Genomic DNA, 23,893 nt, shown 5'->3' on the forward strand with positions numbered 1-23,893 from the left:
TTACTTTCTGCGACGGCGTTTCTTTTTCTTACCGTCTTCTTCTTCCGCTTTAGCAGCTCGTTCGGCTTCTTTCTCAGCAATAATGACTTTTGCTTCTTCAGCTTGTTCAACTGTTTCTAAAGTAATACGGCCAAGCGTGCCTGAACGGTATTCATTCAGTATTATTTCTGACACCTTGTATAAGTCGGCTATGCCACCTTTTCTTATACATGCCCTTTGGCGAGCAATCGCATCCATCACGTCGATAGGCTGATCTGGTAAGTCTTTTAATTGATAACGTTCCACCAGCAACTCTGGGTAATGTTCTAGCAAGTACTCAACGGCGTAATAAGCAATGTCTTCTTTTTCCGTCACTGTGTCTTTTATACCGCCAGTAATAGCCAGTCGGTAACCACAATCTTCTGGCTCTAGTTTTGGCCACAAGAACCCAGGAGTATCATGTAAAACTATATTGTTATCTAAACGTATACGTTGCTGAGCTTTAGTGACACCGGCTTCATTACCTGTTTTAGCAATGATTCGATCAGCCAATATATTAATTGTGGTTGATTTGCCAACATTAGGGATACCGCAGATTAATGCTCTAAGTAGCTTATCTTGACTTACTCTGTGCGGCACCATATCTGAGATAACGTTAAGTAAGTCTTTAACAGACTTCGGATCATGTTGGGTAACTGCAATGGCATCGATGCCACGCTGAGCTTTAAAGTGTTGTAACCAAATTTCAGTTTGCGCAGGATCTGCTAAATCTGATTTATTGAGAACTTTAAGTACCGGTGTGTCGCCACGTAATGCAGGCACTAAAGGGTTTTCACTCGAAAACGGAATTCGGGCATCTAGAATTTCGATAATTACGTCTACCTGAGGCATGATCTCTGCAATTTCTTTGCGAGCTTTATGCATGTGTCCAGGGAACCAGTTTATTGCCACGAGCAACTCCGTTAAATAATTGTGTCTTAATATCGGGCGCATATTCTACCCGTTTGCGAAGTTAGTATAAACGACTTATTTTTTCACTGCCTTAATTTGAGTTACCTCGTTGAAAAACAAGGACAGAGCACCCACAATTAACAGTAATTTTAAAATTATGCAGTTCAATTTAACTTGTTAAAGGACATATTATGAAAACAGCAGTGATTACTGGTGCAAATCGTGGAATTGGTTTAGCAATGGCAACCCAACTATCTCAGCAGGGTTGGGAGATTATTGGCGTTTGTCGTTCAGACTCGGACGAACTTGAAGCTATCGCAGGTATGGTTATTAGTGGCATAGATGTGACTGAGCCAGAGCACCTAAAGCAAGTTAAAAAAATACTCGGCGATACAAAAATTGACTTATTGATTAACAACGCTGGCCTTTTGCAAGATGAAAAGCTAGGTGAAATTGACTATGACTCTATTCGTGATCAGTTTGAAATAAACACATTGGCACCGTTAATGGTGACTGAAGCCTTACTACCAAACATGTCTGAAGGTAGTAAAGTAGCATTAATTACCAGCCGAATGGGTTCTATTGCCGATAATGAGTCCGGCGGACGTTATGGCTACAGGGCATCAAAAGCCGCACTTAACGCCTTTGGTAAGTCACTATCATTAGATTTAAAAGACGATGGTATTGCCGTTGCTCTATTACACCCTGGTTATGTGCAAACTCGTATGGTTAACTTTGGCGGTCATATAACACCAGAAGAAGCTGCGGAAGGTTTATTGGCGCGTATTGATGAGCTCAACTTAGAAAATACTGGCGGGTTTTGGCACAGCAATGGCGAACAACTGCCTTGGTAAACCTTGTCCTAAAGACTGGTATGAATAATTTAAGGTCTTCAGGTCAAAAATTCGATACAATGCGCGGCAAATGGGCAGTGTAATCACTGCCTTCTTATTTAACTACACTATAGGATTCAACATGGTTGTTTTAACTACTAATTTTGGCGAAATCAAAATCGAACTTTTCACTGAAGAAGCGCCAGTGACAACAGAAAACTTTTTAAATTATGTTAAATCAGGTTTTTATGACGGTACTATTTTTCACCGTGTTATTCCTGGCTTCATGGTTCAAGGCGGCGGCATGGAACCTGGTATGGAAGAAAAAGACGGCAACGCTCCTATTCAAAACGAAGCAAACAACGGTGTTAAAAACGACCGCGGTACATTAGCAATGGCAAGAACGATGGACCCGCATTCAGCGTCTTCTCAGTTTTTCATCAACAGTGCTGACAACGGTTTCCTTAACTTCACAAGCGAAAGCTCTCAAGGTTGGGGATACTGTGTTTTTGCTAAAGTTGTTGAAGGTATGGACGTGGTTGATAAGATCTCTGCTGTATCTACAGGCCGTTACGGTATGCACCAAGACGTTCCTCGTGAAGACATCATCATTGAAAAAGCAACGGTTGCTTAATAGCGTAGCTTAACGGCTTAGCTAACTAAATTATTATGTCTAGTACTCTTGTTATCGCGGATTTACATTTATGTCCGTCTCGTCCAGATATTACTCAATGTTTCTTTTCATTTTTGGAAAGTAACTCAGGTCAACATGATGCCTTGTACATTTTAGGAGATCTTTTTGAGACTTGGGTGGGTGACGATGACAAGAGTGCTTTTAATTTATCGATTAGCCAAGCTATAAAACATTTCAGCACATCTACGCCAATATATTTTTGTCATGGTAATAGAGATTTTTTGGTTGGTAAAAAGTTCGCTTTCCAAAGTGGTATGACGATACTTCCTGAAAACTATAAAACAACGCTTTACGGCCACTCAGTGCTACTTATGCATGGTGATCAGTTATGTTTAGACGACATAGACTATCAAGCATTTAGAAAGCGCAGTCGCAGCTGGTGGTGGCAAAAATTGATTTTGCTCATGCCTCTTAAAAAGCGCAAAAAACTAGCGGAAGATATCCGCGCAAAAAGCAAAGAAAGCCAAAAACATAAGTCATTAGAAATAATGGATGTTGCACAACGCGAAGTAGACCGTGTTGTAAATGAATACGGCTGTGAGTGGTTAGTTCATGGACACACACATCGTCCACAAATTCATAATCTAGAAAATAACAAAAAACGCATGGTTGTAGGTGATTGGTATGAACAGGGTTCAGCGCTATTACTGACAAAAGAAAAAGGCCAGCTCATTGAGTTACCATTTTTAAGCAACTAATTCACTGACCTATCAATTCACTGGCCTATCAATTCTCGACTTTAATCTTTAACTAATTATTTAAGTCTTAAACTTCTCTAGCATTGATTCCAATTTCGCGACAAACTTTCCTAAGCTATTTGTTGCAGCTATTGAGTCTTTCACGTTTTGATCTGTCACCTTAGATATCTCACTAATAGACGACAAGCTTTGTTCAATTTCTTTAGCGATAACTTGCTGAGTCTGTGTCGCTTCTTCCGTTGCAACGTTTTGCTCACTAATTTGCTTAACCGACAAGCTAATATGATCAAGTGCAGTCTCTAGTTTTGCTGACTCTTCAATGGTTTTTAATGCCTGCTCATCTGAGCGAGTCATTGCTTGTACTGCGTTTTGAACGCCGCTTTGCAAGCTGTGAATTGTACTTTGAATTTCTTCCGTTGAATCTTGCGTACGTTTTGCTAAACCACGAACTTCATCAGCAACAACTGCAAATCCTCTGCCCTGCTCACCCGCTCTTGCCGCCTCTATCGCTGCATTTAAGGCTAGTAAGTTAGTTTGCTCTGCAATGCCTTTGATAACGGCTAATACGTCATTAATGCTTTCACTTTGTTGTGACAACTGGTTAATGACTTGCACTGAGTGTTTAATTTCTCGACCAAGCTCATCTGTAGCATGTCGCGCATCAGCCAACGTTGAACGGCCTTGTTGCGTTTGTTCTGTTGCACTGTTTAACGAGTGAACAACGGTTTGACTGTTTTCTGAAACCACTGAAACCGCTGCTATCAAAGACTCAATGGAAGAAGTGATTGACTCTGTATCACCCAACTGAGAAGCAACTGCCTGTCCTGTCTGGTGTGCTAACTCTTCAACTGATTGGGCTTGATTAGTAACACCGTGTGACGCCTCTTGCACTGCATCTACTAGCTGATGTACATTTTTAGCCATTTTGTTAAAGGCTGTTATGGCTTCTGCTAATTCGTCTTTAGTGCGGACTTTAGCTGAAACGGTAGTATCACCCTCAGCTAACTTTGTGGCTACTCTAGTTAAACTTCTTGTTGTATTTGATATAGATAAACTCATACCCACGAACAGATAGACAACCAGTAGTAAAGCAACAACCACAAGCGCCACTAAAATATAGAAATCCTGAGTATTGTTATCTACGCGAGCATTCAGTCTTGATTCAAACTCACTAAACAAACCTTGTTTACTATTGTAAAACTTAGACAATTCAGCGTTTAAATGATTTTCAAAGTCACCCTTCGTTAAGGTAATTTCATCTGCAATCAAAAATTGCTCTTCGAGGTACATAAGTGCATCGTCAAGAACGACAGTCATAGCTTCTGTATCTTTAGCTACTAATGAACGAAGCAACTCGTCTTGACCACTAACCAAACTATTTAGTTCCGCTATTTTCGAGAGTTCCGCGGCGAGTTCATCTGACGCCAGACTCAAGCTGTCAAAGGTTGCTGATGAAACTTGAGGCTCACCAATTGCATACATTGCCATGCCATAACCCGACAATAACTGCTTCAAGGCATTTTGCCTTTTTTCAATAATAAGACGAGTTAATAAAACCGTGTCTATATCAGGATCGTTAGTCAGCCCTTTTAGGTTTGCCACTAAAGGATATAAATTATTAAACTGGTCCAAAATTGACATCAAGTGAGTCATTTTATCCGTAGGCGATCGCCACACTGCAGAACCTATAGTGCCCGTCTTCTCAAGAATGGTATTTTTTGTTTCTTTTACCTGAGCTTTAACTTGGTCAAAACTATCTTCATTAAACATGTCAGCAACAAGTAACTTATCAAGTTGATCAACATATTCTTGAATTCTTTGAGTTTGATCCCGAGGAATTGTTTGCCCCGAACGCCAATGCAAGTCACTGGCGATAACTTTGATTAACTCTTTTTGCTGAGTATCAATTTGCTTTATATAATCTACGGCTTGAAGTTCACTTTCACCATGAACAATTTCTGCTTTAACCAAACTGACATATTTGTTTGCCAAAATAATAAGAGGAATAAAAAACAGGATCACGATCAGGGTAAACTTATGCCCAAACCGCAATTGATTCATAAACGATGTGGCAGGTCTAAATAAAATTTTAAACATAAGACTCGTATTCTTTCTTTTTGTTATTATGAATATAGAAGTTATATTACAAAACGTCTAAGTAATATGATTGTGTAAAATGCTTCTTTTTTATCGGAGTTATTACCGATTTCTTTAACATTTAACCACATTAAACCGACTTTTTGTTAGTTTTAGTTGTATTTACAGGTAATGAGGGGTGCACTTGAACAGTAATTACACGATTGAACCCATAGCGCATATTAAGACGCCGTTTAAAGAAAAGTTTGGCATACCTCGTCAGCCTAATTTATGCAAAGCAAAAGGGGTCATCGCTTTAACTACTAACTTTAATTCAATGCAGGCAGTGAAAGGCCTCGAGAGTCATTCTCACATTTGGCTGCTGTTCTTATTTGATCAAAATTTAGATAAAGGCTGGAAACCTAGCGTTCGCCCTCCTCGATTAGGCGGGAATGAGAAAGTTGGCGTTTTTGCTACCCGCTCTACTTTTAGGCCTAATGGCATTGGTATGTCCGTGGTCAAGCTTATCTCTGTCAAACAAAAAGATAATCAGGTTGTTATTGAAGTGGAAGGGATTGACCTGGTTAACAACACACCTATTATTGATATAAAGCCTTACATTCCCTATTCCGACTCTGTCATTAATGCCACATCAGAAATGGCAAATGACGCCCCAGAGGCTCAGCTTGACGTCTTTTTTAGTGAGACCGCTAATAACTCACTTGAATGTTTAAATATTGGCGAAGAGTTCATCACATTGATAAGTGATGTTTTGAAGCAGGATCCAAGGCCGTCTTATAAACAAAATAAACCGGATACAAAAGTGTATGGTATTACTTTAGAAGAGTTTAATATTACGTGGCAAGTAACAGATAAAAAGTGTGAGGTACTTAATGTTGAACCAATTTAATAGCCAATCTTCTGCTCGAACCATTGTTTTAGGTCTGCTGTTTGGATTGTTTTCATTAAGCCTTTTTGCCGTTGAAAATACTAAAGCTCAGATAACAAAGCCAAACAAATTAATATTACCTAATCTTCCTATTCCAACGAGCGCCAATACTACCGCTGTTATAGATGATGGTGAGTACCTGAACATACTAACCTTTATGGGCTTAACGCAATTAGCCAATAAATTAGATGTCTCTAGTCAAGCTTGGAAACTCAAAGTAAATAAGTCCACATTAGAAATAGAAAAAGCAACACCCAAGACCAGAATTCAAATTGCAGAAGTGACAATCCTAGGCAATAAAAGCAGTAATTCATTAACCCGTGATAAAGACAGTTCAAATAGCCACAGTGCTGATTCAGCTAATACGGATTTAACTAAGAATGATTTAACTAAGAATGATTTAACTAAAAACGAATTAATAGACGGCCACTCTCCAGTAGAGAAAAGTAGCAATGAGTTTTGGCAAGAAATAACAGCAGTGCCTACAGAACAAAAACAAAAAGGTCGCTTTGCTGCCAGCTCTGTTGTTTTGGAAAATAAAGTTTATATATTAGGCGGCTATAGCACTAATACCGTTGCTCAGCCAAAACTTAACCCTAATAAACAAAATATAACTGACTTTTACAATTATGATTTTGCGTCAGATACATATCAACAATTAGCTGACATGCCTGTACCGGTTGACGATACATTAATGCTCGCTTATCAAGACCGCTACATTTACGTTATTTCAGGTTGGCATAAAGACGGCGCCGTCAATTTAGTTCAAGTATTTGATACTTTAAAAAATGAATGGTTTCAGGCGAGTCCTTTACTAGGCAACGGTCGCTTTGGCCACGCTGGCGGCATCATTGATAATCAAATTTTAGTATGCGATGGCATGGAGAGAGTTGCTCAGGTTGCAAGTTCCGCCGTTATGAAAATAAAGCAGTCTTGTATTTTAGGCGAGATTAGTCCTTTTGACCCAACTAAAATAAGCTGGGTAGACTGGGTTCACCCAGGTGAAAAAGGTAAATTTAGAATGGCGGCTTTTAGCGACGTTGACCAAGCCTCAATCACTTTTGTAGGTGGAGCAGAGCAACAATATGATGTGAATGGTGAGACTAGTAACGGAAAACTTGTTGAACCAAATAGTGAAATCTGGGTTTATCATGCCAATAAACGAAGCTGGAGCATTAAAGAAAGCAGTAATGCTATTGCCGATTTGAAAACTATTATTAAAGTGAATAATTCACTAATAACCATTGGTGGGCGTGACAAAACAGGCATTACAAACGGAGTTCTGTCACACAATTAGCAAAACTAATACACAGCTAGTTTAATAGTCCTTTTGGCTACTGCCAATCCCAACTAATATTGGACAAGACTTGGCAGTTATCACACTTAAAATCGAACAAACCAAATAGCGGCGTTTTGTTTTCCGACCACAAATTGTTTTCCGAGCTAGGTTTTTTTTCCTGCCAAGATTCATCTATCGCCCAAGCACCACCACAACTTGGGCAACGTCTGTTTTTTTCACTTTCTAAACTTTCACCGCCTACACGATAAAGATATTGATACGCAGGCTGTCCAGTTACCGTTTGGATATCGTCAAGTATTGAACGGCCTTGCGTTAAAAGTTGACTTCGAGGATTAGAAAGCTGTTCAACCATCATGGCTTCTATCTCGGTCATCTCATTCATTTGCAACTGATCGCATGCTGCCTGGCTCTCTTGCCACTTAATTAAAGGGCGTCTAACAATCTCTGGTAATTTATATAATGGAATTGGCATAAAGTGTTCACTGCACCTGATAGGCGAGCAAGACTGAACAAAGGTTGAATATAGAATGTAGCCTTTTGGCTTTGAGCATTGATCGGTAAAATCTGATTGGCTTTCTAGTCCTTTAACTTCGGTAAATGGACCGGCAATTCCTATTTCTTGGAGCTCTTGTAAAATTTCAACAATATCCACCGTGTAATACTTTGAGTCCATTGAGTCTGTTTCTGGGCAAACTAAATGACAAACAAATTCGTCATTATTTAATGTTAAAGCAAATTCACGTCCTATAATTTGACCGTTGTATCTGAGCTCATCTAGCAACTCCGTAATCACAATTTGAGCTTGCTCAAGTGGTAAATCTTGCTGACAAATAAACTTAAGCTCGCATACAACCATTAATTCACCTTTTATTTTGTATTTCTTATTTAATCAAATGCATTTGATTGCTAGAATCCTTGGCCATTCTAGCCCATTTTTGTGGCAACTAAATAAGTAAATTTAATACGAGAGCAAAATCCAATGCGCACTAGTGATTATATTATCGCAACATTAAAAGAAACGCCGTCAGACGCAGAAGTTATCAGCCATCAGTTGATGCTACGCGCCGGCATGATCCGCAAGTTAGCATCTGGATTGTATACTTGGTTACCAACTGGCTTGAAAGTGGTTAGAAAAGTAGAACAAGTAGTACGTGAAGAGCTTGAAAGCGCTGGCGCAATTGAAATGCTTATGCCTGTTGTTCAGCCTGCTGATTTATGGGAAGAGTCTGGTCGCTGGCAAGAGTATGGTCCAGAACTGCTTCGCATTAAAGACCGTCATAATAGAGACTTTGCTCTGGGTCCAACTCACGAAGAAGTTATCACTGAGTTTGTTCGCAAAGAAATTAACAGCTACAAACAGCTGCCTCTAAACCTATACCAAATTCAAACAAAATTCCGTGACGAAGTTCGCCCTCGTTTTGGTGTGATGCGTTCTCGTGAATTTATCATGAAAGATGCATACTCATTTCACCTGAGCCAAGATTGTTTGCAACAAACTTACGACCGTATGCACAAAGCATATTGTAATATCTTTGAGCGCTTAGGTTTAGATTATCGTCCGGTTCTTGCTGACACCGGCAGTATCGGCGGTGACGCGTCACATGAGTTTCATGTTTTAGCTGAATCAGGTGAAGACGCTATTGCGTTTTCAACGGGCAGCCAATATGCCGCTAACATAGAAAAAGCCGAGGCTTTAGTAGACAAAGAGTCTGCTGATGCTCCTACTAAAGAAATGACATTAGTAGATACGCCAAATACAAAAACCATCGCTGCACTTGTTGAAGGTTTTGACGTTGCTATTGAAAACACCCTTAAAACGCTCATTGTAAAAGCTTCTGATGAAGTGGACAGTGAGTTTGTTGCTTTGGTTATTCGTGGCGATCATGAGTTAAACGAAATTAAAGCTGAGAACTTACCGCAAGTTGCTGAGCCGTTAACAATGGCTACTGAAGAACAAATCCTAAGCGTTATGGGCGCAGGTCCAGGCTCTTTAGGTCCGGTAAACAGTCCTATTCCAGTAATTGCGGATAAAACCGCTGCTGTTACCTCTGACTTCGCAGTAGGCGCAAACCAAGAAGACAAACATTACTTTGGTGTTAACTGGAATCGTGATGTTGAGTTAGCTGATGTTGCTGATTTACGTAACGTTGTTGAAGGCGATAAGAGTCCTTGTGGAAATGGAACGCTAACCATTAAACGTGGTATTGAAGTGGGTCATATATTCCAATTAGGATCAAAGTACTCCAAAGCAATGAATGCTGGTGTGTTAACTGAAACTGGTAAACACCAAGTATTAGAAATGGGTTGTTACGGCATTGGTATTACTCGTATTGTTGCCGCTGCCATTGAGCAAAACCATGACAAGTATGGCATTAAGTGGCCAGCGGCTTTAGCACCATTTAGCGTTGCTATTGTGCCTATGAACATGCACAAGTCACATCGCATTCCACCAATTGCAGAAGCGGTTTATGAAAAGCTAAAAGCTGCAGGTGTAGAAGTATTATTTGATGATCGTAAAGAGCGCCCTGGTGTTATGTTTAACGACATGGAACTAATGGGTATCCCTCATCAAATTGTTATTGGCGAACGTAACTTAGACAACAATCAAATTGAATATAAAAATCGTCATACTGGTGACAAAGAGTTGCTAATGGTAGACGAAGCGGTTGATTTTGTACTTAAACAAATCAACGCATAAGACTTAGGTAAGTAGTATGAAAATTACAATGGAAAATATCGCCAAGGTTGCTTGGCAAAAAATGGACAACTTAGTACCAGCGATTGTTCAAGACGCCACCAGCGGTAAAATACTGATGCAGGGTTATATGAATCAAGCTGCATTAGAGGCAACTTTCGAAAAAGAGCTAGTTACCTTTTATAGTCGCAGTAAAGAGCGCCTTTGGACTAAAGGTGAAACCTCAAATAATACATTATCGCTAGTTAGCGTTCATGTAGATTGTGATTTCGACAGTATTATTGTTCTTGCTAATGCTAATGGCCCAACCTGCCACACTGGCACAGAGAGCTGTTGGAGCACGCCTGACGCTGCATCATCGGTTAGCTTTATTGCTGACTTAGAGCGCGTTATTGCAAGTCGTAAAGGTGCGGGTGCAGACTCCTCTTATACAGCTTCATTGTACGCTAGCGGTATTAAACGCATAGCGCAAAAAGTTGGTGAAGAAGGTGTTGAGACAGCGCTAGCGGCAACAGTAAAAGACTTAGAAGAATTGAAAAACGAAAGTGCTGACTTGTTATATCACTTGTTGGTATTGCTGCAAGCGAGTGACTTGTCTCTAAATGACGTTATTGATGTATTGAAGAAACGTCACCAGAAGTAGTTATTTCAAAGTGCTGACCGTTAATAAATGAACAATAGGTTATTTACGTAACGGTCATATAAACAAAAAAGGTCACTTAACGTGACCTTTTTTTTGCTTACTACAATTATAAAGTTATGCTTGGTGCAGGTACGCTCTTACCTGATTTCTGCCATTACTTTTAGCGACATAAAGTGCGCTATCGGCCGCTTCTATCCACTTCTGGTGAGAGTTAAAGTCGTGATGAAACTCTGCAATACCTAAACTAACAGTAAATTTAATTTCAACTTCATTAAACATTACTGATGCAGCTTCTACTGAGCGTCTAACGCGTTCTGCAAAAATAGCCGCGTGGCGAGCGTCTGTCTCTGGCAATATTACTGCAAACTCTTCGCCACCGTATCGACCGCCAATATCAGTTTCACGAAGGTTTTGTTTGAGCAACTTAGCTAAATGCAGTATTGCTTCATCACCCGCCGCATGACCATAATTGTCATTTACATGTTTAAAGTGATCAATGTCGAATATTAATAACGAGCTAGTATTTTTAGTACGTCGTTGGCGCTGGAACTCTTTTTTTAAACATTCTTCCCAGAAACCGCGGTTGTTCAAGTTCGTCAATCTGTCGGTTTGGCTTAAACGTTTGAGTTCAGTATTTACTTCTTCGAGTTCTAGTTTTGATACCGCAACATCGGTCACATCATAAATGATGATACAAATATGCGTTACTGCGCCCATTGTATTTGTTAACGGTATAAACGTGGCATTTTGATACATAAAATGCGCAACGCTGGTAATAGGACGATAATTTTTAAATTTAAAAATATGTGGTGTTTGTTCCCAAATAGTAAAAGCTCGATTTTTTAATACAAAAACCGGATCCGTCTTCTGTCTTAGCCAAGTTTCATCCAACTCAGGAAAGGTTTGGAACAATGACTGATTACGAACATCGTATGGCGAACGACCGCTGTGGTTCTCCATAAAGCCGTTCCATACTTGAATGCGATATTGATCATCTAGTACGACCAATCCAACATCCACCGACTGGAACATGTCCATTAACCAATGAATTTCTGATACTTCGATTTGTGCAGCTTGGCTTTGATCACTCATGATTAATCGTCAAATAAAAAGTTGAGTTTATTACGTAAAGTAGGAATTGAGTCTTCGGTAAACAGAAGTAGCAAGTCGCAAGTAACGTCTAACCCTTCTAAACCATAACTAATTTCTACCGTTAATGTTTTTTTCCAATGTGTTGAATTGGTATAAATAAGCTCGGACACATTGCAATGTTGACCTAGAACAACAGGATGCCCTTGGCTAAAGTTTAAATCGAGTTGCTCTGACAAGCCTTTTAAAACCGAACCTATAAGAATATTAGCGATATCCATTAACAGCTCAAGTTCTATGCGCTCGTTAATTTGACCTTCGTAGTTCATTAACTTAGCAATATCTTGGAAACCTGAGTCACCTAAAATAAGAAGCGCTTCACCCGCGACTCCGCCACTGATAAAACCTTGGCAAACACCTGAGGTGGTAGAGTTTGACTCCACTGACTGTAAAGCCATGGACAGTTCACTCACTTCCAGCACATTTACATTGGGGATAGGTAAACGGACAAAAACCTTAAGAACTTCTGCTAACAAACTACCAGCTTGGCCCATGGCAACGTTGGTTACTTCTTGAAGAACGTCCCTCATTTCTTCATCTAACATGGTATCAAGAGACTCACCACGTTTTGTTAGGTCAGACTCGCTATTAACGCCATATTTGGTTAACAGGTCTTGTAACTTTTCTTTATCTATCGGTTTCTTTATGAAATCCAGCGCACCTAATGCCTTAACCCGCTCGTGAGCTTCGGCTTGAATGTCGCCTGATACAACTATTGTAAGTACAGGTAAACTTTCAGCTTTAATAGCTTCTAGTACACCGTAACCATCTAGTATAGGCATATTCAAATCTAGAAAAAGCACATTACCTATGCCCTTTCTTAGCTTGTCCATTGCGTCTTCACCGTTGACTGCAAAAGTAATTTCTACTTCCCAATCATCTGGTAAAGAACGTGCCATTTGTTTCCTGGCTAGATTTGAGTCGTCACATATGACTACCGACGTTTTCATAGTTATATTTCTATCCGTTGTCTAACAATTATAAGTACCGATAAATAATCATAAAATGTTTCTAGAAAAACTATAGCAGTTAGTTAACAATAGTATCTAGTAAATTATTTTATTTCTCATTAAGTTGGTAAATTTTTATGAAGAAAGTGTTAGTCACTTCATTGTTATTCATGTCTACATTAAGCTTAGCGTATGACATCCAAAAAAACCTGCCTGTTAATTACGACATAGTAAAAGCAAATGGAAAATCTGTTGCTTTGCTAGGTAACCAAATTGAACTAGGCGATACAGCCCCAGACTTTAGAGTAGTGAATGACAAGTTCTCTCTCAAAACTAAAGCTGATTTTGCAGGAAAGCCTTTATTAATTAGCACTGTACCAAGTTTAGATACAGGTGTATGTAGTATCCAAACAAAACGTTTTAACGATGAGGTCGAAAACTTACCGCAAGACGTGGTGATGTTAACCATAAGCGCAGATTTACCTTTTGCTCAAAAGCGATTTTGCCAAGCAGAGAAAATTGATAAGTTAATGACATTGTCAGATTCTGTGTGGCGCGACTTTGGCATGAATTACGGTTTGTTGATTAAAGACATGGGGCTGTTAGCTAGAGCTATCTTTGTTATTAGTCCTGATGACAAAATCGTTTATAAAGAGGTTGTGAGTGAATTATCTGAACAACCAAATTACGATGCCGCGCTTGAAGCTTTAAGAAGTATCTCTGAACAGCAAATGGATGACTCTGAAGAGTCACTCGCGGGTGTTACAGAAGAGCAAGCTAAGAAGAGCGACAATTTATAAAACGACATTTAAATTATTTAATAATTATAAAACAACTACTTATTATTATTTTTAATTTATTTACTTGAAAAAAACTAGTCTGTCCTTACATATGTAGTGAGCTTGAAATAGACGCCATTTGGGTCACCAAGCTCACCGACTTGTTCATTTTGAAAAGTCGTTTTCATTAATTTACTTATTGCTTAATAAGAAAGGATAAGACACATGAGAAATATCGATCTATCACCACTATACCGTTCATTTATTGGGTTTGACCAACTAGCTTCTAAATTAGATGCTGCTAATCGTGGCGACAAAAATAGCGGATACCCTCCATACAATATTGAGTCTATTTCAGACGACAAGTATAGAATTACAATGGCTGTTGCCGGATTTGTTGAGTCAGAATTAGAAATAGAATCTGAGAACAATAGTCTTATTGTTAAAGGTGTAAAAGCCGAAGAAAAAGAAAATAAGAATTACCTGTATCAAGGCATTGCTGAGCGAAATTTTGAACGTAGATTTCAGTTGGGCGATTATATTAAAGTAATCGATGCCTCCATGGAACATGGTTTACTGCACGTAAACTTAGAGCGTGAAGTACCAGAAGCATTAAAGCCAAGAAAAATCAGCATTGGCCAAAACAAGCTAATTGAACAGTAGAATTTCCTCCCTAGATTGCATTGTTTAAATATAGCAAAGCCCAGTTTATAACTGGGCTTTTTGTTTTTTGAAAGCGATTTAAGTGACATTACTAAGCGCTTCTATCTAAATCGAGCTATCTAAATCGAGCTATCTAAATCGAGCTATCTAAATCAAGCTATCTAAATTAAGCAATCAAAATTAAACTGTCTTAAATTCTAGTGTATGAAATTACACTGTCTTAGATTGCGGCGTCGTTTTCTTCACCGGTTCTAATTCGAATAACTCTTTCTACTGGTTCGACAAATATTTTGCCATCGCCTATTTTACCAGTTTGCGCGGTTTCTAAAATTGAATCAACGACTTGGTCTAGCATATCTTCCGACACTACTATCTCAATTTTCATTTTTGGCAGGAAATCCACCATATATTCGGCACCACGATATAATTCAGTGTGACCCTTTTGACGGCCAAATCCTTTAACTTCCGACACTGTCATACCATTTACACCAAGGTCAGATAAAGCTTCTCTTACATCATCTAATTTAAAAGGTTTAATGATGGCTGTGACTTTTTTCATATCTTACTCGCAATTTTAAGTTTTCAACTAGTGGCTTATCTCCAATTATCATAGAATACTAGTACCAGACAAACATGAGAAGTTTTAAATCTATGAATGCCAATGAAATTCGTGAAGAAATGAAGGTACTACCTGATATTGACCCTTCCTTTGAAGTTGCAAGACGAGTCAATTTTATTAAAAGCACATTAAAATCGTCAGGATCAAAAACCTTAGTACTCGGTATTAGTGGCGGCGTTGACTCTTCAACTCTAGGGCGCTTAGCGCAGTTAGCTGTTGAATCTTTAACTGAGGAAACAGGTTTAGTTCATAAATTTATTGCCGTTCGCCTGCCTTATGATATTCAAGCCGATGAAGATGAAGCACAGCTTGCCTTAAATTTCATAAAACCAAGTGAAATTGTAACGGTAAATGTAAAGGACGGCGTTGATGGCATTCATAACGAGGTTATGTCGGTATTGCCAGAAAGCCTCCGCTCTGATTTAACTACAGCTAAAGTAGATTTTGTAAAAGGGAATGTTAAAGCTAGAGCCCGAATGGTTGCTCAATATGAAATCGCCGGTTTGTTGGGTGGTTTAGTTTTAGGAACCGATCATTCTGCTGAAAATATCACGGGGTTTTATACTAAATGGGGCGATGGAGCTTGCGACTTAATTCCATTATTTGGTTTGTGTAAGCGTCAAGTACGAAGCCTTGCTGCCTATTTAGGTGCGCCAAAGGTATTAGTTGAAAAAGCACCAACTGCTGATTTGGAAGAATTAGCACCAGGTAAAAAAGACGAAGACGCGTTAGGTTTGAGCTACGACAACATTGATGATTTTCTAGAGGGTAAGGAAATTGATCAGGATGTAGAAAGTAAGTTAGTCGCTATCTTTAATTCAACACAGCACAAGCGTAAAGCAATACCAACAATATATGATTAGTCGATAGAGGCTCTGTTAACGTTTTAACACGTTAGGCAGAGCAGTCTATTTGTGCCGGGTCACGAACAATCCTGACTCGGCCAACATTTGATAGGACGAGTGCTCTTGAATGCAAACTAGAGTCTTCTGTTGGGCAAATCCTAATTGTTGTATTTACCGTTTGAGCGGTGCTAACAGGCGCAAACCTGATTAAGTTTTGAGTCGATTTAATCGTAAAGCCTTTTACCATATCCGCACTGCCAATAATCTCTTCATTCGCATCCAAACTATTATCAGCGTTTTCATCTACAAAAATCATTTTTGTTTGATTCCAATCGGCGTCACAAGTTTGCATGTCTTTGGTGGGGCAAAGAACAACAAACACATTCTGTGATATGGCGGTGTGCCTAGCTAGCTGAAGCGCTGAACTATGATTATTAACAATTGCAGCCACTTTATTGCGAGTAAAGAAGTTGCTTACTGAAGGTGCAACAGAAGTTGTAATTATCGCAAATAAAGCTAACGTCACTAAAGCTTCGATTAACGTAAAACCTTTTACATTACTCGCCTTCATTTACTAACAGCTCCAACAATATTCATCAGCGGCATAAGCACCATCTTTGTCGGCATCATAGGCTTTGCGCCCATCAGAAAAGATACTCATCATACCGTCAGCCATTGGGTCACTTGAGCCTGTATGCTTTGGTGTTGCTTTAATTTCATAAGAACGCCCATTGTTTGCTACCGCTTCAATTGTCAGGGTGTACCTCCTGTCAGCAGCCGCTCCATCCGCTGGCGAATGTCCAACAAATACCCACGGCTCTCCTGTGTCTGATGGTGAACTTTTGCTGCCAGCAGCCCCTTTATAGCTAAAAGTTGTTGCTTTGTGCTTTTCCATTGCCGTAGCAAACTCTAACATATCTGCTTGCGCTTGCGCCCTATAAGAGCTCACAACGTAACGTGTATAACTTGGGTATATAACCGAAGCTAGAATACCAATAATAGCCAGCGTGACTAACATCTCAATAAGGGTAAACCCGCGATTTTTATTACAAGACATGTTTAGTTATCACCCTTGGTAGTCGGTTCAATGTCAGTTGACCATGAGTTAGTAAATACTTGATTTAAACGACTGCGTAAGCCGGAAATTGAAGAAGTAAATCGTTTGAACTCGTCATTTTGATCATCGTCAGAAATAACGGTATCAGCACACTCTGTACCTATACAAATTGTAGGAGCTTCAGGATCGGTGATTATGAGTCTTGGCTCAGCTGGAATACCTGATTTATCTAATGTTATAAATGTATCTTCGTAATCAACGTCACCATCACCATCATTATCTTGAATCGCACTACCATCTAGTAAGTCGATAATATAAAGACGACCGCCACCCTGTGCCGCAGAACAGCTGTTTTCTATTAAACCTGCAGTGCTAGGGTCGTACGTTGTGAAAATAAGCTTACTGTTAATAACGGTTACACCCGTAATTACCTTTTCACCACGAGTTAAGTTAAATTCATATCCATCATAAGAAGAAATATCATCTACAGAAGGCGTACTCGCGCTTAACTGAGCGATATTAGTAATATTTGGGAATGTATACTCGCCATCTTCATCAGGAGCGAAAACACCCTTGTCTTTAATCATAAGTACAGAATCATCGATATCCTCATTTAAAGGATGAGCTCGATAACCAGAGCCAATACTAACAGCATAATAATGCTCTTGTTGATGGACAATTTCTGCAACATCTGGTGCGTAATAAAAACGTCTATTTTTGCTTCTAGAAAGGTTTAAAGAGGTGGTATATATCTTTTCACCCTTAAACATATTGCTTAATGACTCGTCATTATAAACATCAACTCTGAATAAATTTCCACCCATATCAGCAAAATACATGTGGTCCATAAAGCCATCAAAATCTCTGTCTATCACCGCTACTCGAGAAGGAATACTATAATCCATTCCATTAACATCATGATTGCCACCCTCTTTAATCTCTGCGACTAAAGAGCCGTCCGATACGTCGACAATAAAAACTGATGTACCAACATTATCTTGATCTCTAAATGTATTGCTATCTTGGTTTATATCGTATCCACCACCAATGACAAACACACGCTTTTCAGTTCCGTTTACTTTGATTTTAGTGATAGTTGGTTTTGACCACGATTGACCAAGATCTTCATAGTCGCCTTCGCCACCCTCAATCATATATTTGAATACCGGCTGGGTGCGTGATGTAACATCTAGCACATAATAATTTCGACCGCCGCGACGTTGTCCTACGATAATGTAACTCTTACCGTCTTCTGTCCAGGCATTGATCGCCCCATCCATACCGTAGGTTCTTGAATTAAAAACGTTATCATCTTCGTAATAGTTATATAAATTAGGCAACAGATCTTCTGGTATGAATGCCCAGTTTTCTTCGCCGCTATCAGCATCAATTGAAAGCAAATAACCCTCATTGGTACCGATGAAAACAGAAGACTTATTTTCATACTGGAAAAATAGCGGTTCTGAGTGCAATGGATCCGCCATTTGATGACGAGGCTCATTTGTTACTCCGTCACCATCTCTGTCAGTGGCATCATAACCCCTTATCCAGTCAACCATTGATAATCGAAGGTCATTTGAGTTTGGCTTGCCAGTAATAGCTAATTTTGATTTAGTTAAGCGAGTATCACCGTCTACAAAAGGCGAAGTTGAATTAGCCATATTGCTGTAGACCTTTCTAGGAGTAGCTTGACGGGATGCAGCTCCGCCCCTACCAACAAAAGGACCATTTAAGCTTGCGGACGTCGCCCACCAGTCATGCGCAGAGTCTTTGAAAAAGCCATCACTGGCAATTGCTGCTGAACTTGAATTGTCGAGAACGACACTATCAATTAGCTTGTATTTTTTTAGATTTCCTGGCCAGTATTCTGTGCTTTTAGGATCAAATAACGCGTAATAAATATCATTGGAATGCGTTAATCGATTAAATTGGTTTACAGAAATACCTGGTGCAACAAAGGTACTAGCGCCTTTTTTAGCTTCAATTAAAATAGAGCTAAAAGCGTCAGCCAATTCATTGATTGTATTACCCGAGTAAAACGTTCCTGAGCCGGCTTGAGCTAGATTTTCAAGGTAAGTACTGTTAAAGCCTGACGACTCAAAACCTACTGTATAGGTAAATATTTGTGCGTCGTTATTATTAACGCCTCTGTCACTCGGTTTAGTTGCCATGTAAGTGGCTAGTGCTTCAGCACAGGCTTCACCATTACAGTTACTGCCTATCGCCGTTGAAATTGAAGATGCTTGCGTAGTGGCATTGGCCGCACCATCACTAAACAATACTATATAGTTTGCTTGGCATTGCCCAATATCAGGGTCAACGGGCGTATTATAAATTGCGCTACCAGGCGAGTCTAAGGACATAAAGCGACAATCCCTATCTGTCAATTTTTCTGGGTCGCAACCATTGGGTATAGTTCTAGTGGAGCCTGAATAAGTATCTGGGTGGCTTGTGCGAGTTAAAAGTGACACTAAACCACTAGTTCCCCCACGTGTCGCGCCTAGGTCTACCCCTTTCCCGTTAATGTAAAGAAAGGCTTCAAACATTGTGTCTACAACAGGAGTTCCGCCCTCTGCCACAAACTCTTCTAACAAACTGACAAATTTATCTCTTATCGTGTAATTATTTGGAAATGCAGATAAAAATGGCATGCTGTAGCGGACTCGCAGTTGAGGCGACATTCTTCTTGTCGAGTCATTTGCTGCCACAGAGTGACTTCGCACTCTGTACGCTAAATCATTGGTTGCTATTGAAGCCTCACCAAATATAACCATTGGATCGCCTGCATTCCAATTGCTTTGGTCTACAATTTTTTGTACTACTTCAGATATATCAATGCTATTTACTGGCAATAGTGAGTCATCCCATTCAGGCTGATTCCAGCATACCGCTCCGTTATTATTACAACTGGTTGCTGTCGGTTTTGTCGGTGTTGTCAGTGCTAAACCATCATCGTCATCATAATTATTATAAAATAAATGTTCGAAGTCCTCACCGTTCTCAAATGTACCTGGGTTATTAGCGGTAGAGCCTACATATTTGAACGTCAGAGAGTTATTTATATTTTCGTTTCTTGCCGAGAAGTACGTAATATGAGCACTCTCAATTATCGCGTATTGAGGAATTTTCATATCAACAAATCTCATGGCATGTCGTCTATTTTGATTTGGTGCTGTTAACCCTGCCACGGAGAATTGGCTGATAATATCTTGGTTCTGAGCCGTCACTGCAAAGTCGTTATTGCCAAAAATTGTTCTTACGATCACATTTTCATCAGAGCTTTTGTCAATGTCTTCGGCTTTCATTAACACAGGTCCACCCTTGGACGAAAAGCGCATGAGCGAAACATTGACGTCGCTAATATTATTAATTGCCTGCTTAAGTGCTTCTCTAGACTTGAACATACGACTCGTTTGGGTACCGTCAGTTCGAGCCATACTGCCAGAGGTATCAAAAACAAAAATTACGTTTGGGTTAACGGTTTTATTTTGGTCTGAAATACCATAATAAATCTCAATATCATCGCCAAATGCCGAAAATCCAATTAACATTGAGTAGAAAATAGAAGCACTTAATAGCTTTATTTTTTTGAATATTTGAATGTCCATATTAATTTTCTCCTAGCTCAACAGATTGCCTAGACACAACAACTGTATTAGCCGCATTTATTACTGTGCCGTTAACATGTCCACAGCCTTTTAACATAAATACTTCAAATACCGTTCTATTCCTTGCACCGTCTGTATCTACAATGCTTGATACAAGCCCTGACGTTGGGTCAGTAATGTTTTTCAGCCCTACAAACGCAGACTTTGACCAGGCATTTATTTCTGGCACATTCATCATTGCTCCACCGCCATTATGAACTGCGTTATCTTGTAAGCCAGCGGCATTAACTCTTCTTTGTGACCACAGTGCATTAGCTATTTGATCACACGTTGGCAATTGCGCCATGTCCACTTGATTATTATTTGTTATCGCCCCTGCGTTTCTCGCCGCAGTTAGCACATCAACTTCAGGCACTCCTGCACCGCCCATAACAATTCCAGCACGCAGGTTTGCAGAGCTCCCTTCGTGAACAATCCCCTCGACGGCTACTTCAGCAGCATCAAAAGCCAAAGAAACGGTATTCTGATTGCTGGCCATTTTTGTTTGCATTACACCTGATGAAATAGAACTCACGCCGACCACCGTCATAGAGGTTAAAATGACAAGTGCAATGATTAAGACGATGCCTTTCTGTTTACTGATTTTTAATTTCACCTATTAACCACCTACTGTTAAATGCGCCCAGGCATTTCGAAATAAAATAACCGTCTCAAAAACACGGTAAAGACCATCATCCGGCTGATTAAATGCATTGTTTCCCAGCACTTTTAATTTACGCTGATTCTCAACAAAAATATCATCATCATTTTTTATAAGAAGTGCTAACTTAATTGCCACAACGGACGAACTGCCGTCAGGTCTATCAAAGGCGTTTACACGATCTGCTGTTACCCATGAGGTCACTGATCCGGTTTCCATTGCCCCTATAGGTAAACTGATCCCGTATAAAACTTGAAAGTCATAAACATTCTCTAACAATGATACAGCTTGATTCGACGAGCCATTTCCTTTTTCACCACGCAAGTATCTACCATCATGACCTCGACACTTAAAGGTATTCCCATCTAAGTAATACTCATCCACCGTGTGGAATTCCTGCCCTTCAACAAAGTCAAAATTAGAGCCAGTACAACTATCTACCGTCATTATGTTTACAACTAACGTATCAGGACCTGCAGCGGCACCATCTTTTGAACCAACCGCTACGTCTACTGCATAATCACCCTCGATTACCACAGGATTATCTTTAATGAAGGCTTTTTCTATCTCTACGTCAACGCTTCTATCTAAGTCTGCTGAGAACTCATTGTAGCGCCCAACTTCCATCAGACTCGTTCTTAGAGTTGAAATGATATAACGACCGTCTTGTTGAATATTTGATAGAGCGTAGTTATAGCGTTGAAGATTATTGTTACTTTGATAAACCCGAACTAATGCAGAAGTAATAATTAGGCCTAAAGTCAAAGATACCAGTAGCTCAACCAGAGTGAAGCCTTTTTGATATTTGTTTTTTGAGGCTCTTCTATTAAAGTGCGCTAGGCTACTCATAACATTAGATCTCCAACAATGACGTCCATATAAACGCATTCATAGTCACCAACAATACCTTGCTCATCAAGTATGTCAGAGCACATCTCATTTACGGCTTTGTCTAAGTTTTTCCAAATTGTTGCAGGCCACGCTACATAAACGGTTAATGTTGTATTAGGTGGGACAACATCTCCGTTTGCTGCAGGTATCGCATTTAATGCTACTGTGCCAACTTCCATATCATCCATCACAGCGGCAGCCATGCAACTCACTTCATATGCGTCAAATACAGCGCTTTGAACTGGTGTACAAAGTTGCGCATCGGCTCCTCCCTCATCGCGGCAATTTACGATATTTTGTGGGACATTTTCACAAAAACATTCAAACTGGGTTTTACTGCAGTCGCCATTGTTTCTAAAATTATAATTGTTTAATGTTGTATACGCGTTATCTGTACCATCAATTGGAGGCAAGGTGTTATCACCTCGGTTTTGGTACTGCCTGTTTATGCGGATTCTATCCGCTAAGCTTTCATTGATAATAGTTGCTTGAGACTTAACATAAGCGTCTTGGTTAGACGTAGAAACGGTGAATTGAAGGCCAACTAAGCCTAATAGGCCAATAGAGATTACAAATAGAGAGATCAATATTTCTATCAACCCAACACCCGTTTGTTTGGAAGGTTTTGGTGTTATATGTATTGAGTTACCAGGTTTCTGGTATTTTTGTTGGCTATATCCGTTGATTTTGCTCATCTTCCGCCCTACCGCTTAATCGACCGCATTCTATCAGATTAAGTTAGTTCCTTTTAAGTGTCCAGCTGTATGATTTTTCATCGTACTATATAAAATTATTAATGAAAAATCATACTTAGCGAAATTTACTGTCCTTGTAATGAAGATTCTGTACTTTTTAATTAAGAGTTTTACTATCTCAATTCAGCTGGCACAGCAAAAACAATATCTTCTTCTTTACCAGGATTCTCGTGGACGTTATTCGCACCTAACTCTTTAAGTCGGTTAATAACGCCTTGTACTAATACATCTGGTGCTGACGCGCCAGCTGTCACACCAATTGCAGGTTGCTCAGCTAACCAGTCTAGCTCAATGTCACTGGCATCATCTATAAGGTAAGCTTTAGTACCTACTTTTTCTGCAAGTTCACGAAGTCTATTTGAGTTAGAACTATTAGCGGCACCAACCACCAGCATTAAATCTACTTTTCTGGCTAATTGACGAACTGCATCTTGGCGATTTTGTGTTGCATAACAAATATCGTCTTTACGAGGTCCTTCAATTTTAGGAAATTTAGCTCTCAAAGCATCAATAACATCAGCCGTGTCATCAACAGACAAGGTAGTTTGGCTGCAGTAATAAAGTGCGTCTGGATTTTTAACATCAAGCGTAGCAACATCATCTGGCGACTCAACTAAGTAAATCCCGCCCTCATCACTACTATATTGGCCCATAGTACCTTCGACTTCAGGGTGACCTTGGTGTCCAATAAGAATGCATTCAATGCCTTTTCTTGACGCTCGTGTTACTTCCATATGCACTTTAGTCACTAACGGACAAGTAGCATCAAATACCTTCAGGCCTCTGTTTTTAGCTTCTTGACGTACTGCTTGAGAAACACCGTGAGCAGAGAAAATGACAATGCTGTCATCTGGCACTTCATTTAGTTCATCAACAAAAACTGCGCCGCGATCTTTAAGACCATTAACAACAAACTTGTTATGAACTACTTCATGGCGAACATAGATAGGTGGCTGAAAGATTTCTAGTGCACGCTCTACAATAGAGATAGCTCTGTCAACTCCGGCACAAAAACCTCGTGGGTTTGCTAATAAAATATCCATCAGATTTTCTCTCTAT

Annotated in this window: 23 protein-coding genes; 10 read left to right on the forward strand and 13 right to left on the reverse strand. The window is 39.7% G+C overall.

Annotated elements, in window-relative coordinates; genetic code table 11:
- Positions 1-930 carry a ribosome biogenesis GTPase YlqF gene (ylqF, locus tag ABD009_RS08590; protein ID WP_343824522.1) on the reverse strand — a complete coding sequence of 310 codons (930 nt, stop codon included), beginning with the start codon at positions 928-930 and terminating at the stop codon, positions 1-3.
- A 191-nt stretch (positions 931-1,121) separates the two neighbouring features.
- Here ylqF and ABD009_RS08595 point away from each other — a divergent pair, with 191 nt between their 5' ends.
- The 3 genes from ABD009_RS08595 (at position 1,122) to ABD009_RS08605 (ending at position 3,155) form a co-directional block, all read left to right on the forward strand.
- A complete protein-coding gene (locus ABD009_RS08595) occupies positions 1,122-1,784 on the forward strand; it encodes an SDR family oxidoreductase (RefSeq protein ID WP_343824524.1) in 663 nt (220 codons plus the stop codon).
- Between the two features lie 121 nt (positions 1,785-1,905).
- A complete protein-coding gene (locus ABD009_RS08600; protein WP_343824526.1) occupies positions 1,906-2,397 on the forward strand; it encodes a peptidylprolyl isomerase in 492 nt (163 codons plus the stop codon).
- Positions 2,398-2,432: 35 nt separating this feature from the next.
- Positions 2,433-3,155 (forward strand): UDP-2,3-diacylglucosamine diphosphatase, encoded by a 723-nt coding sequence (locus ABD009_RS08605; protein WP_343824528.1) that lies wholly within the window; start codon positions 2,433-2,435, stop codon positions 3,153-3,155.
- Positions 3,156-3,215: 60 nt separating this feature from the next.
- Here the strand turns inward: ABD009_RS08605 and ABD009_RS08610 are convergent, their stop codons facing one another.
- Positions 3,216-5,252, reverse strand: coding sequence for a methyl-accepting chemotaxis protein (locus ABD009_RS08610; RefSeq protein ID WP_343824530.1), 2,037 nt, complete (start codon positions 5,250-5,252; stop codon positions 3,216-3,218).
- A 184-nt stretch (positions 5,253-5,436) separates the two neighbouring features.
- Here ABD009_RS08610 and tsaA point away from each other — a divergent pair, with 184 nt between their 5' ends.
- Positions 5,437-6,141, forward strand: coding sequence for a tRNA (N6-threonylcarbamoyladenosine(37)-N6)-methyltransferase TrmO (gene tsaA, locus ABD009_RS08615; protein WP_343824531.1), 705 nt, complete (start codon positions 5,437-5,439; stop codon positions 6,139-6,141).
- Positions 6,125-7,477, forward strand: coding sequence for a Kelch repeat-containing protein (locus ABD009_RS08620; protein ID WP_343824532.1), 1,353 nt, complete (start codon positions 6,125-6,127; stop codon positions 7,475-7,477). The genes tsaA and ABD009_RS08620 overlap by 17 nt, the downstream gene beginning before the upstream one ends.
- A 37-nt stretch (positions 7,478-7,514) precedes the next feature.
- Here ABD009_RS08620 and ABD009_RS08625 read toward each other — a convergent pair whose 3' ends face one another.
- On the reverse strand, positions 7,515-8,336 hold the full coding sequence (locus ABD009_RS08625) for a DUF2310 family Zn-ribbon-containing protein (RefSeq protein ID WP_343824534.1): 822 nt from the start codon (positions 8,334-8,336) through the stop codon (positions 7,515-7,517).
- Positions 8,337-8,459: 123 nt separating this feature from the next.
- On the opposite strand from ABD009_RS08625, the gene ABD009_RS08630 reads away from it, so the two are divergent.
- Positions 8,460-10,178: a proline--tRNA ligase gene (locus ABD009_RS08630; protein WP_343824536.1), complete on the forward strand. Its 1,719-nt coding sequence runs from the start codon at positions 8,460-8,462 to the stop codon at positions 10,176-10,178.
- A gap of 16 nt (positions 10,179-10,194) precedes the next feature.
- On the forward strand, positions 10,195-10,818 hold the full coding sequence (gene hisIE, locus ABD009_RS08635; protein WP_343824538.1) for a bifunctional phosphoribosyl-AMP cyclohydrolase/phosphoribosyl-ATP diphosphatase HisIE: 624 nt from the start codon (positions 10,195-10,197) through the stop codon (positions 10,816-10,818).
- A gap of 114 nt (positions 10,819-10,932) precedes the next feature.
- Here the strand turns inward: hisIE and ABD009_RS08640 are convergent, their stop codons facing one another.
- Positions 10,933-11,910, reverse strand: coding sequence for a sensor domain-containing diguanylate cyclase (locus ABD009_RS08640; RefSeq protein ID WP_343824540.1), 978 nt, complete (start codon positions 11,908-11,910; stop codon positions 10,933-10,935).
- Positions 11,911-11,912: 2 nt separating this feature from the next.
- Positions 11,913-12,917 (reverse strand): response regulator, encoded by a 1,005-nt coding sequence (locus ABD009_RS08645; protein WP_343824542.1) that lies wholly within the window; start codon positions 12,915-12,917, stop codon positions 11,913-11,915.
- Between the two features lie 137 nt (positions 12,918-13,054).
- Here ABD009_RS08645 and tpx point away from each other — a divergent pair, with 137 nt between their 5' ends.
- Both tpx and ABD009_RS08655 read left to right on the forward strand, forming a co-directional pair.
- Positions 13,055-13,717: a thiol peroxidase gene (tpx, locus tag ABD009_RS08650; protein ID WP_155694282.1), complete on the forward strand. Its 663-nt coding sequence runs from the start codon at positions 13,055-13,057 to the stop codon at positions 13,715-13,717.
- Between the two features lie 204 nt (positions 13,718-13,921).
- A complete protein-coding gene (locus tag ABD009_RS08655; RefSeq protein WP_155694284.1) occupies positions 13,922-14,359 on the forward strand; it encodes an Hsp20 family protein in 438 nt (145 codons plus the stop codon).
- A gap of 220 nt (positions 14,360-14,579) precedes the next feature.
- Here ABD009_RS08655 and ABD009_RS08660 read toward each other — a convergent pair whose 3' ends face one another.
- Positions 14,580-14,918 (reverse strand): P-II family nitrogen regulator, encoded by a 339-nt coding sequence (locus tag ABD009_RS08660; RefSeq protein ID WP_155694286.1) that lies wholly within the window; start codon positions 14,916-14,918, stop codon positions 14,580-14,582.
- A gap of 92 nt (positions 14,919-15,010) precedes the next feature.
- Between ABD009_RS08660 and nadE the strand changes: the two genes are divergently transcribed.
- Entirely contained in the window at positions 15,011-15,841 is an 831-nt protein-coding gene (gene nadE, locus ABD009_RS08665; protein WP_343824839.1) for an ammonia-dependent NAD(+) synthetase, read from the forward strand.
- A gap of 31 nt (positions 15,842-15,872) precedes the next feature.
- On the opposite strand, the gene ABD009_RS08670 is transcribed toward nadE, so the two are convergent.
- From ABD009_RS08670 to ispH, 7 genes are all read right to left on the reverse strand, one after another.
- Positions 15,873-16,394, reverse strand: coding sequence for a GspH/FimT family pseudopilin (locus ABD009_RS08670; protein ID WP_155694288.1), 522 nt, complete (start codon positions 16,392-16,394; stop codon positions 15,873-15,875).
- A 3-nt stretch (positions 16,395-16,397) separates the two neighbouring features.
- Positions 16,398-16,880, reverse strand: coding sequence for a type IV pilin protein (locus ABD009_RS08675; RefSeq protein WP_155694290.1), 483 nt, complete (start codon positions 16,878-16,880; stop codon positions 16,398-16,400).
- 2 nt (positions 16,881-16,882) lie between these two features.
- A complete protein-coding gene (locus tag ABD009_RS08680; protein WP_343824549.1) occupies positions 16,883-20,488 on the reverse strand; it encodes a PilC/PilY family type IV pilus protein in 3,606 nt (1,201 codons plus the stop codon).
- A gap of 1 nt (position 20,489) precedes the next feature.
- A complete protein-coding gene (locus ABD009_RS08685; RefSeq protein ID WP_155694294.1) occupies positions 20,490-21,143 on the reverse strand; it encodes a pilus assembly PilX family protein in 654 nt (217 codons plus the stop codon).
- 3 nt (positions 21,144-21,146) lie between these two features.
- Positions 21,147-22,037 (reverse strand): PilW family protein, encoded by an 891-nt coding sequence (locus ABD009_RS08690; protein WP_343824551.1) that lies wholly within the window; start codon positions 22,035-22,037, stop codon positions 21,147-21,149.
- Complete coding sequence (gene pilV / locus ABD009_RS08695) at positions 22,034-22,774, reverse strand: type IV pilus modification protein PilV (protein WP_343824552.1); 741 nt, start codon at positions 22,772-22,774, stop codon at positions 22,034-22,036. The genes ABD009_RS08690 and pilV overlap by 4 nt, the downstream gene beginning before the upstream one ends.
- 173 nt (positions 22,775-22,947) lie before the next feature.
- Entirely contained in the window at positions 22,948-23,877 is a 930-nt protein-coding gene (ispH, locus tag ABD009_RS08700) for a 4-hydroxy-3-methylbut-2-enyl diphosphate reductase (protein WP_343824553.1), read from the reverse strand.
- Between the last annotated feature and the right edge of the window lie 16 nt (positions 23,878-23,893).

The sequence above is a fragment of the Psychrosphaera haliotis genome (assembly GCF_039523615.1).
Lineage (GTDB): Bacteria > Pseudomonadota > Gammaproteobacteria > Enterobacterales > Alteromonadaceae > Psychrosphaera > Psychrosphaera haliotis.

Excerpts from the sequence above, each read along its gene's own strand:
- ABD009_RS08660 (WP_155694286.1), bottom strand. The coding sequence starts at position 14,918 with ATGAAAAAAGTCACAGCCATCATTAAACCTTTTAAATTAGATGATGTA.
- ABD009_RS08640 (WP_343824540.1), bottom strand. The coding sequence starts at position 11,910 with ATGAGTGATCAAAGCCAAGCTGCACAAATCGAAGTATCAGAAATTCAT.
- ABD009_RS08690 (WP_343824551.1), bottom strand. The coding sequence starts at position 22,037 with ATGAGTAGCCTAGCGCACTTTAATAGAAGAGCCTCAAAAAACAAATAT.
- ispH (WP_343824553.1), bottom strand. The coding sequence starts at position 23,877 with ATGGATATTTTATTAGCAAACCCACGAGGTTTTTGTGCCGGAGTTGAC.
- tpx (WP_155694282.1), top strand. The coding sequence starts at position 13,055 with ATGAAGAAAGTGTTAGTCACTTCATTGTTATTCATGTCTACATTAAGC.
- nadE (WP_343824839.1), top strand. The coding sequence starts at position 15,011 with ATGAATGCCAATGAAATTCGTGAAGAAATGAAGGTACTACCTGATATT.
- ABD009_RS08625 (WP_343824534.1), bottom strand. The coding sequence starts at position 8,336 with ATGGTTGTATGCGAGCTTAAGTTTATTTGTCAGCAAGATTTACCACTT.
- ABD009_RS08680 (WP_343824549.1), bottom strand. The coding sequence starts at position 20,488 with ATGGACATTCAAATATTCAAAAAAATAAAGCTATTAAGTGCTTCTATT.
- hisIE (WP_343824538.1), top strand. The coding sequence starts at position 10,195 with ATGAAAATTACAATGGAAAATATCGCCAAGGTTGCTTGGCAAAAAATG.
- ABD009_RS08670 (WP_155694288.1), bottom strand. The coding sequence starts at position 16,394 with ATGAAGGCGAGTAATGTAAAAGGTTTTACGTTAATCGAAGCTTTAGTG.
- ABD009_RS08605 (WP_343824528.1), top strand. The coding sequence starts at position 2,433 with ATGTCTAGTACTCTTGTTATCGCGGATTTACATTTATGTCCGTCTCGT.
- pilV (WP_343824552.1), bottom strand. The coding sequence starts at position 22,774 with ATGAGCAAAATCAACGGATATAGCCAACAAAAATACCAGAAACCTGGT.
- ABD009_RS08620 (WP_343824532.1), top strand. The coding sequence starts at position 6,125 with ATGTTGAACCAATTTAATAGCCAATCTTCTGCTCGAACCATTGTTTTA.
- ABD009_RS08610 (WP_343824530.1), bottom strand. The coding sequence starts at position 5,252 with ATGTTTAAAATTTTATTTAGACCTGCCACATCGTTTATGAATCAATTG.
- ABD009_RS08595 (WP_343824524.1), top strand. The coding sequence starts at position 1,122 with ATGAAAACAGCAGTGATTACTGGTGCAAATCGTGGAATTGGTTTAGCA.
- ABD009_RS08675 (WP_155694290.1), bottom strand. The coding sequence starts at position 16,880 with ATGTCTTGTAATAAAAATCGCGGGTTTACCCTTATTGAGATGTTAGTC.
- ABD009_RS08645 (WP_343824542.1), bottom strand. The coding sequence starts at position 12,917 with ATGAAAACGTCGGTAGTCATATGTGACGACTCAAATCTAGCCAGGAAA.
- ABD009_RS08655 (WP_155694284.1), top strand. The coding sequence starts at position 13,922 with ATGAGAAATATCGATCTATCACCACTATACCGTTCATTTATTGGGTTT.
- ABD009_RS08600 (WP_343824526.1), top strand. The coding sequence starts at position 1,906 with ATGGTTGTTTTAACTACTAATTTTGGCGAAATCAAAATCGAACTTTTC.
- ABD009_RS08630 (WP_343824536.1), top strand. The coding sequence starts at position 8,460 with ATGCGCACTAGTGATTATATTATCGCAACATTAAAAGAAACGCCGTCA.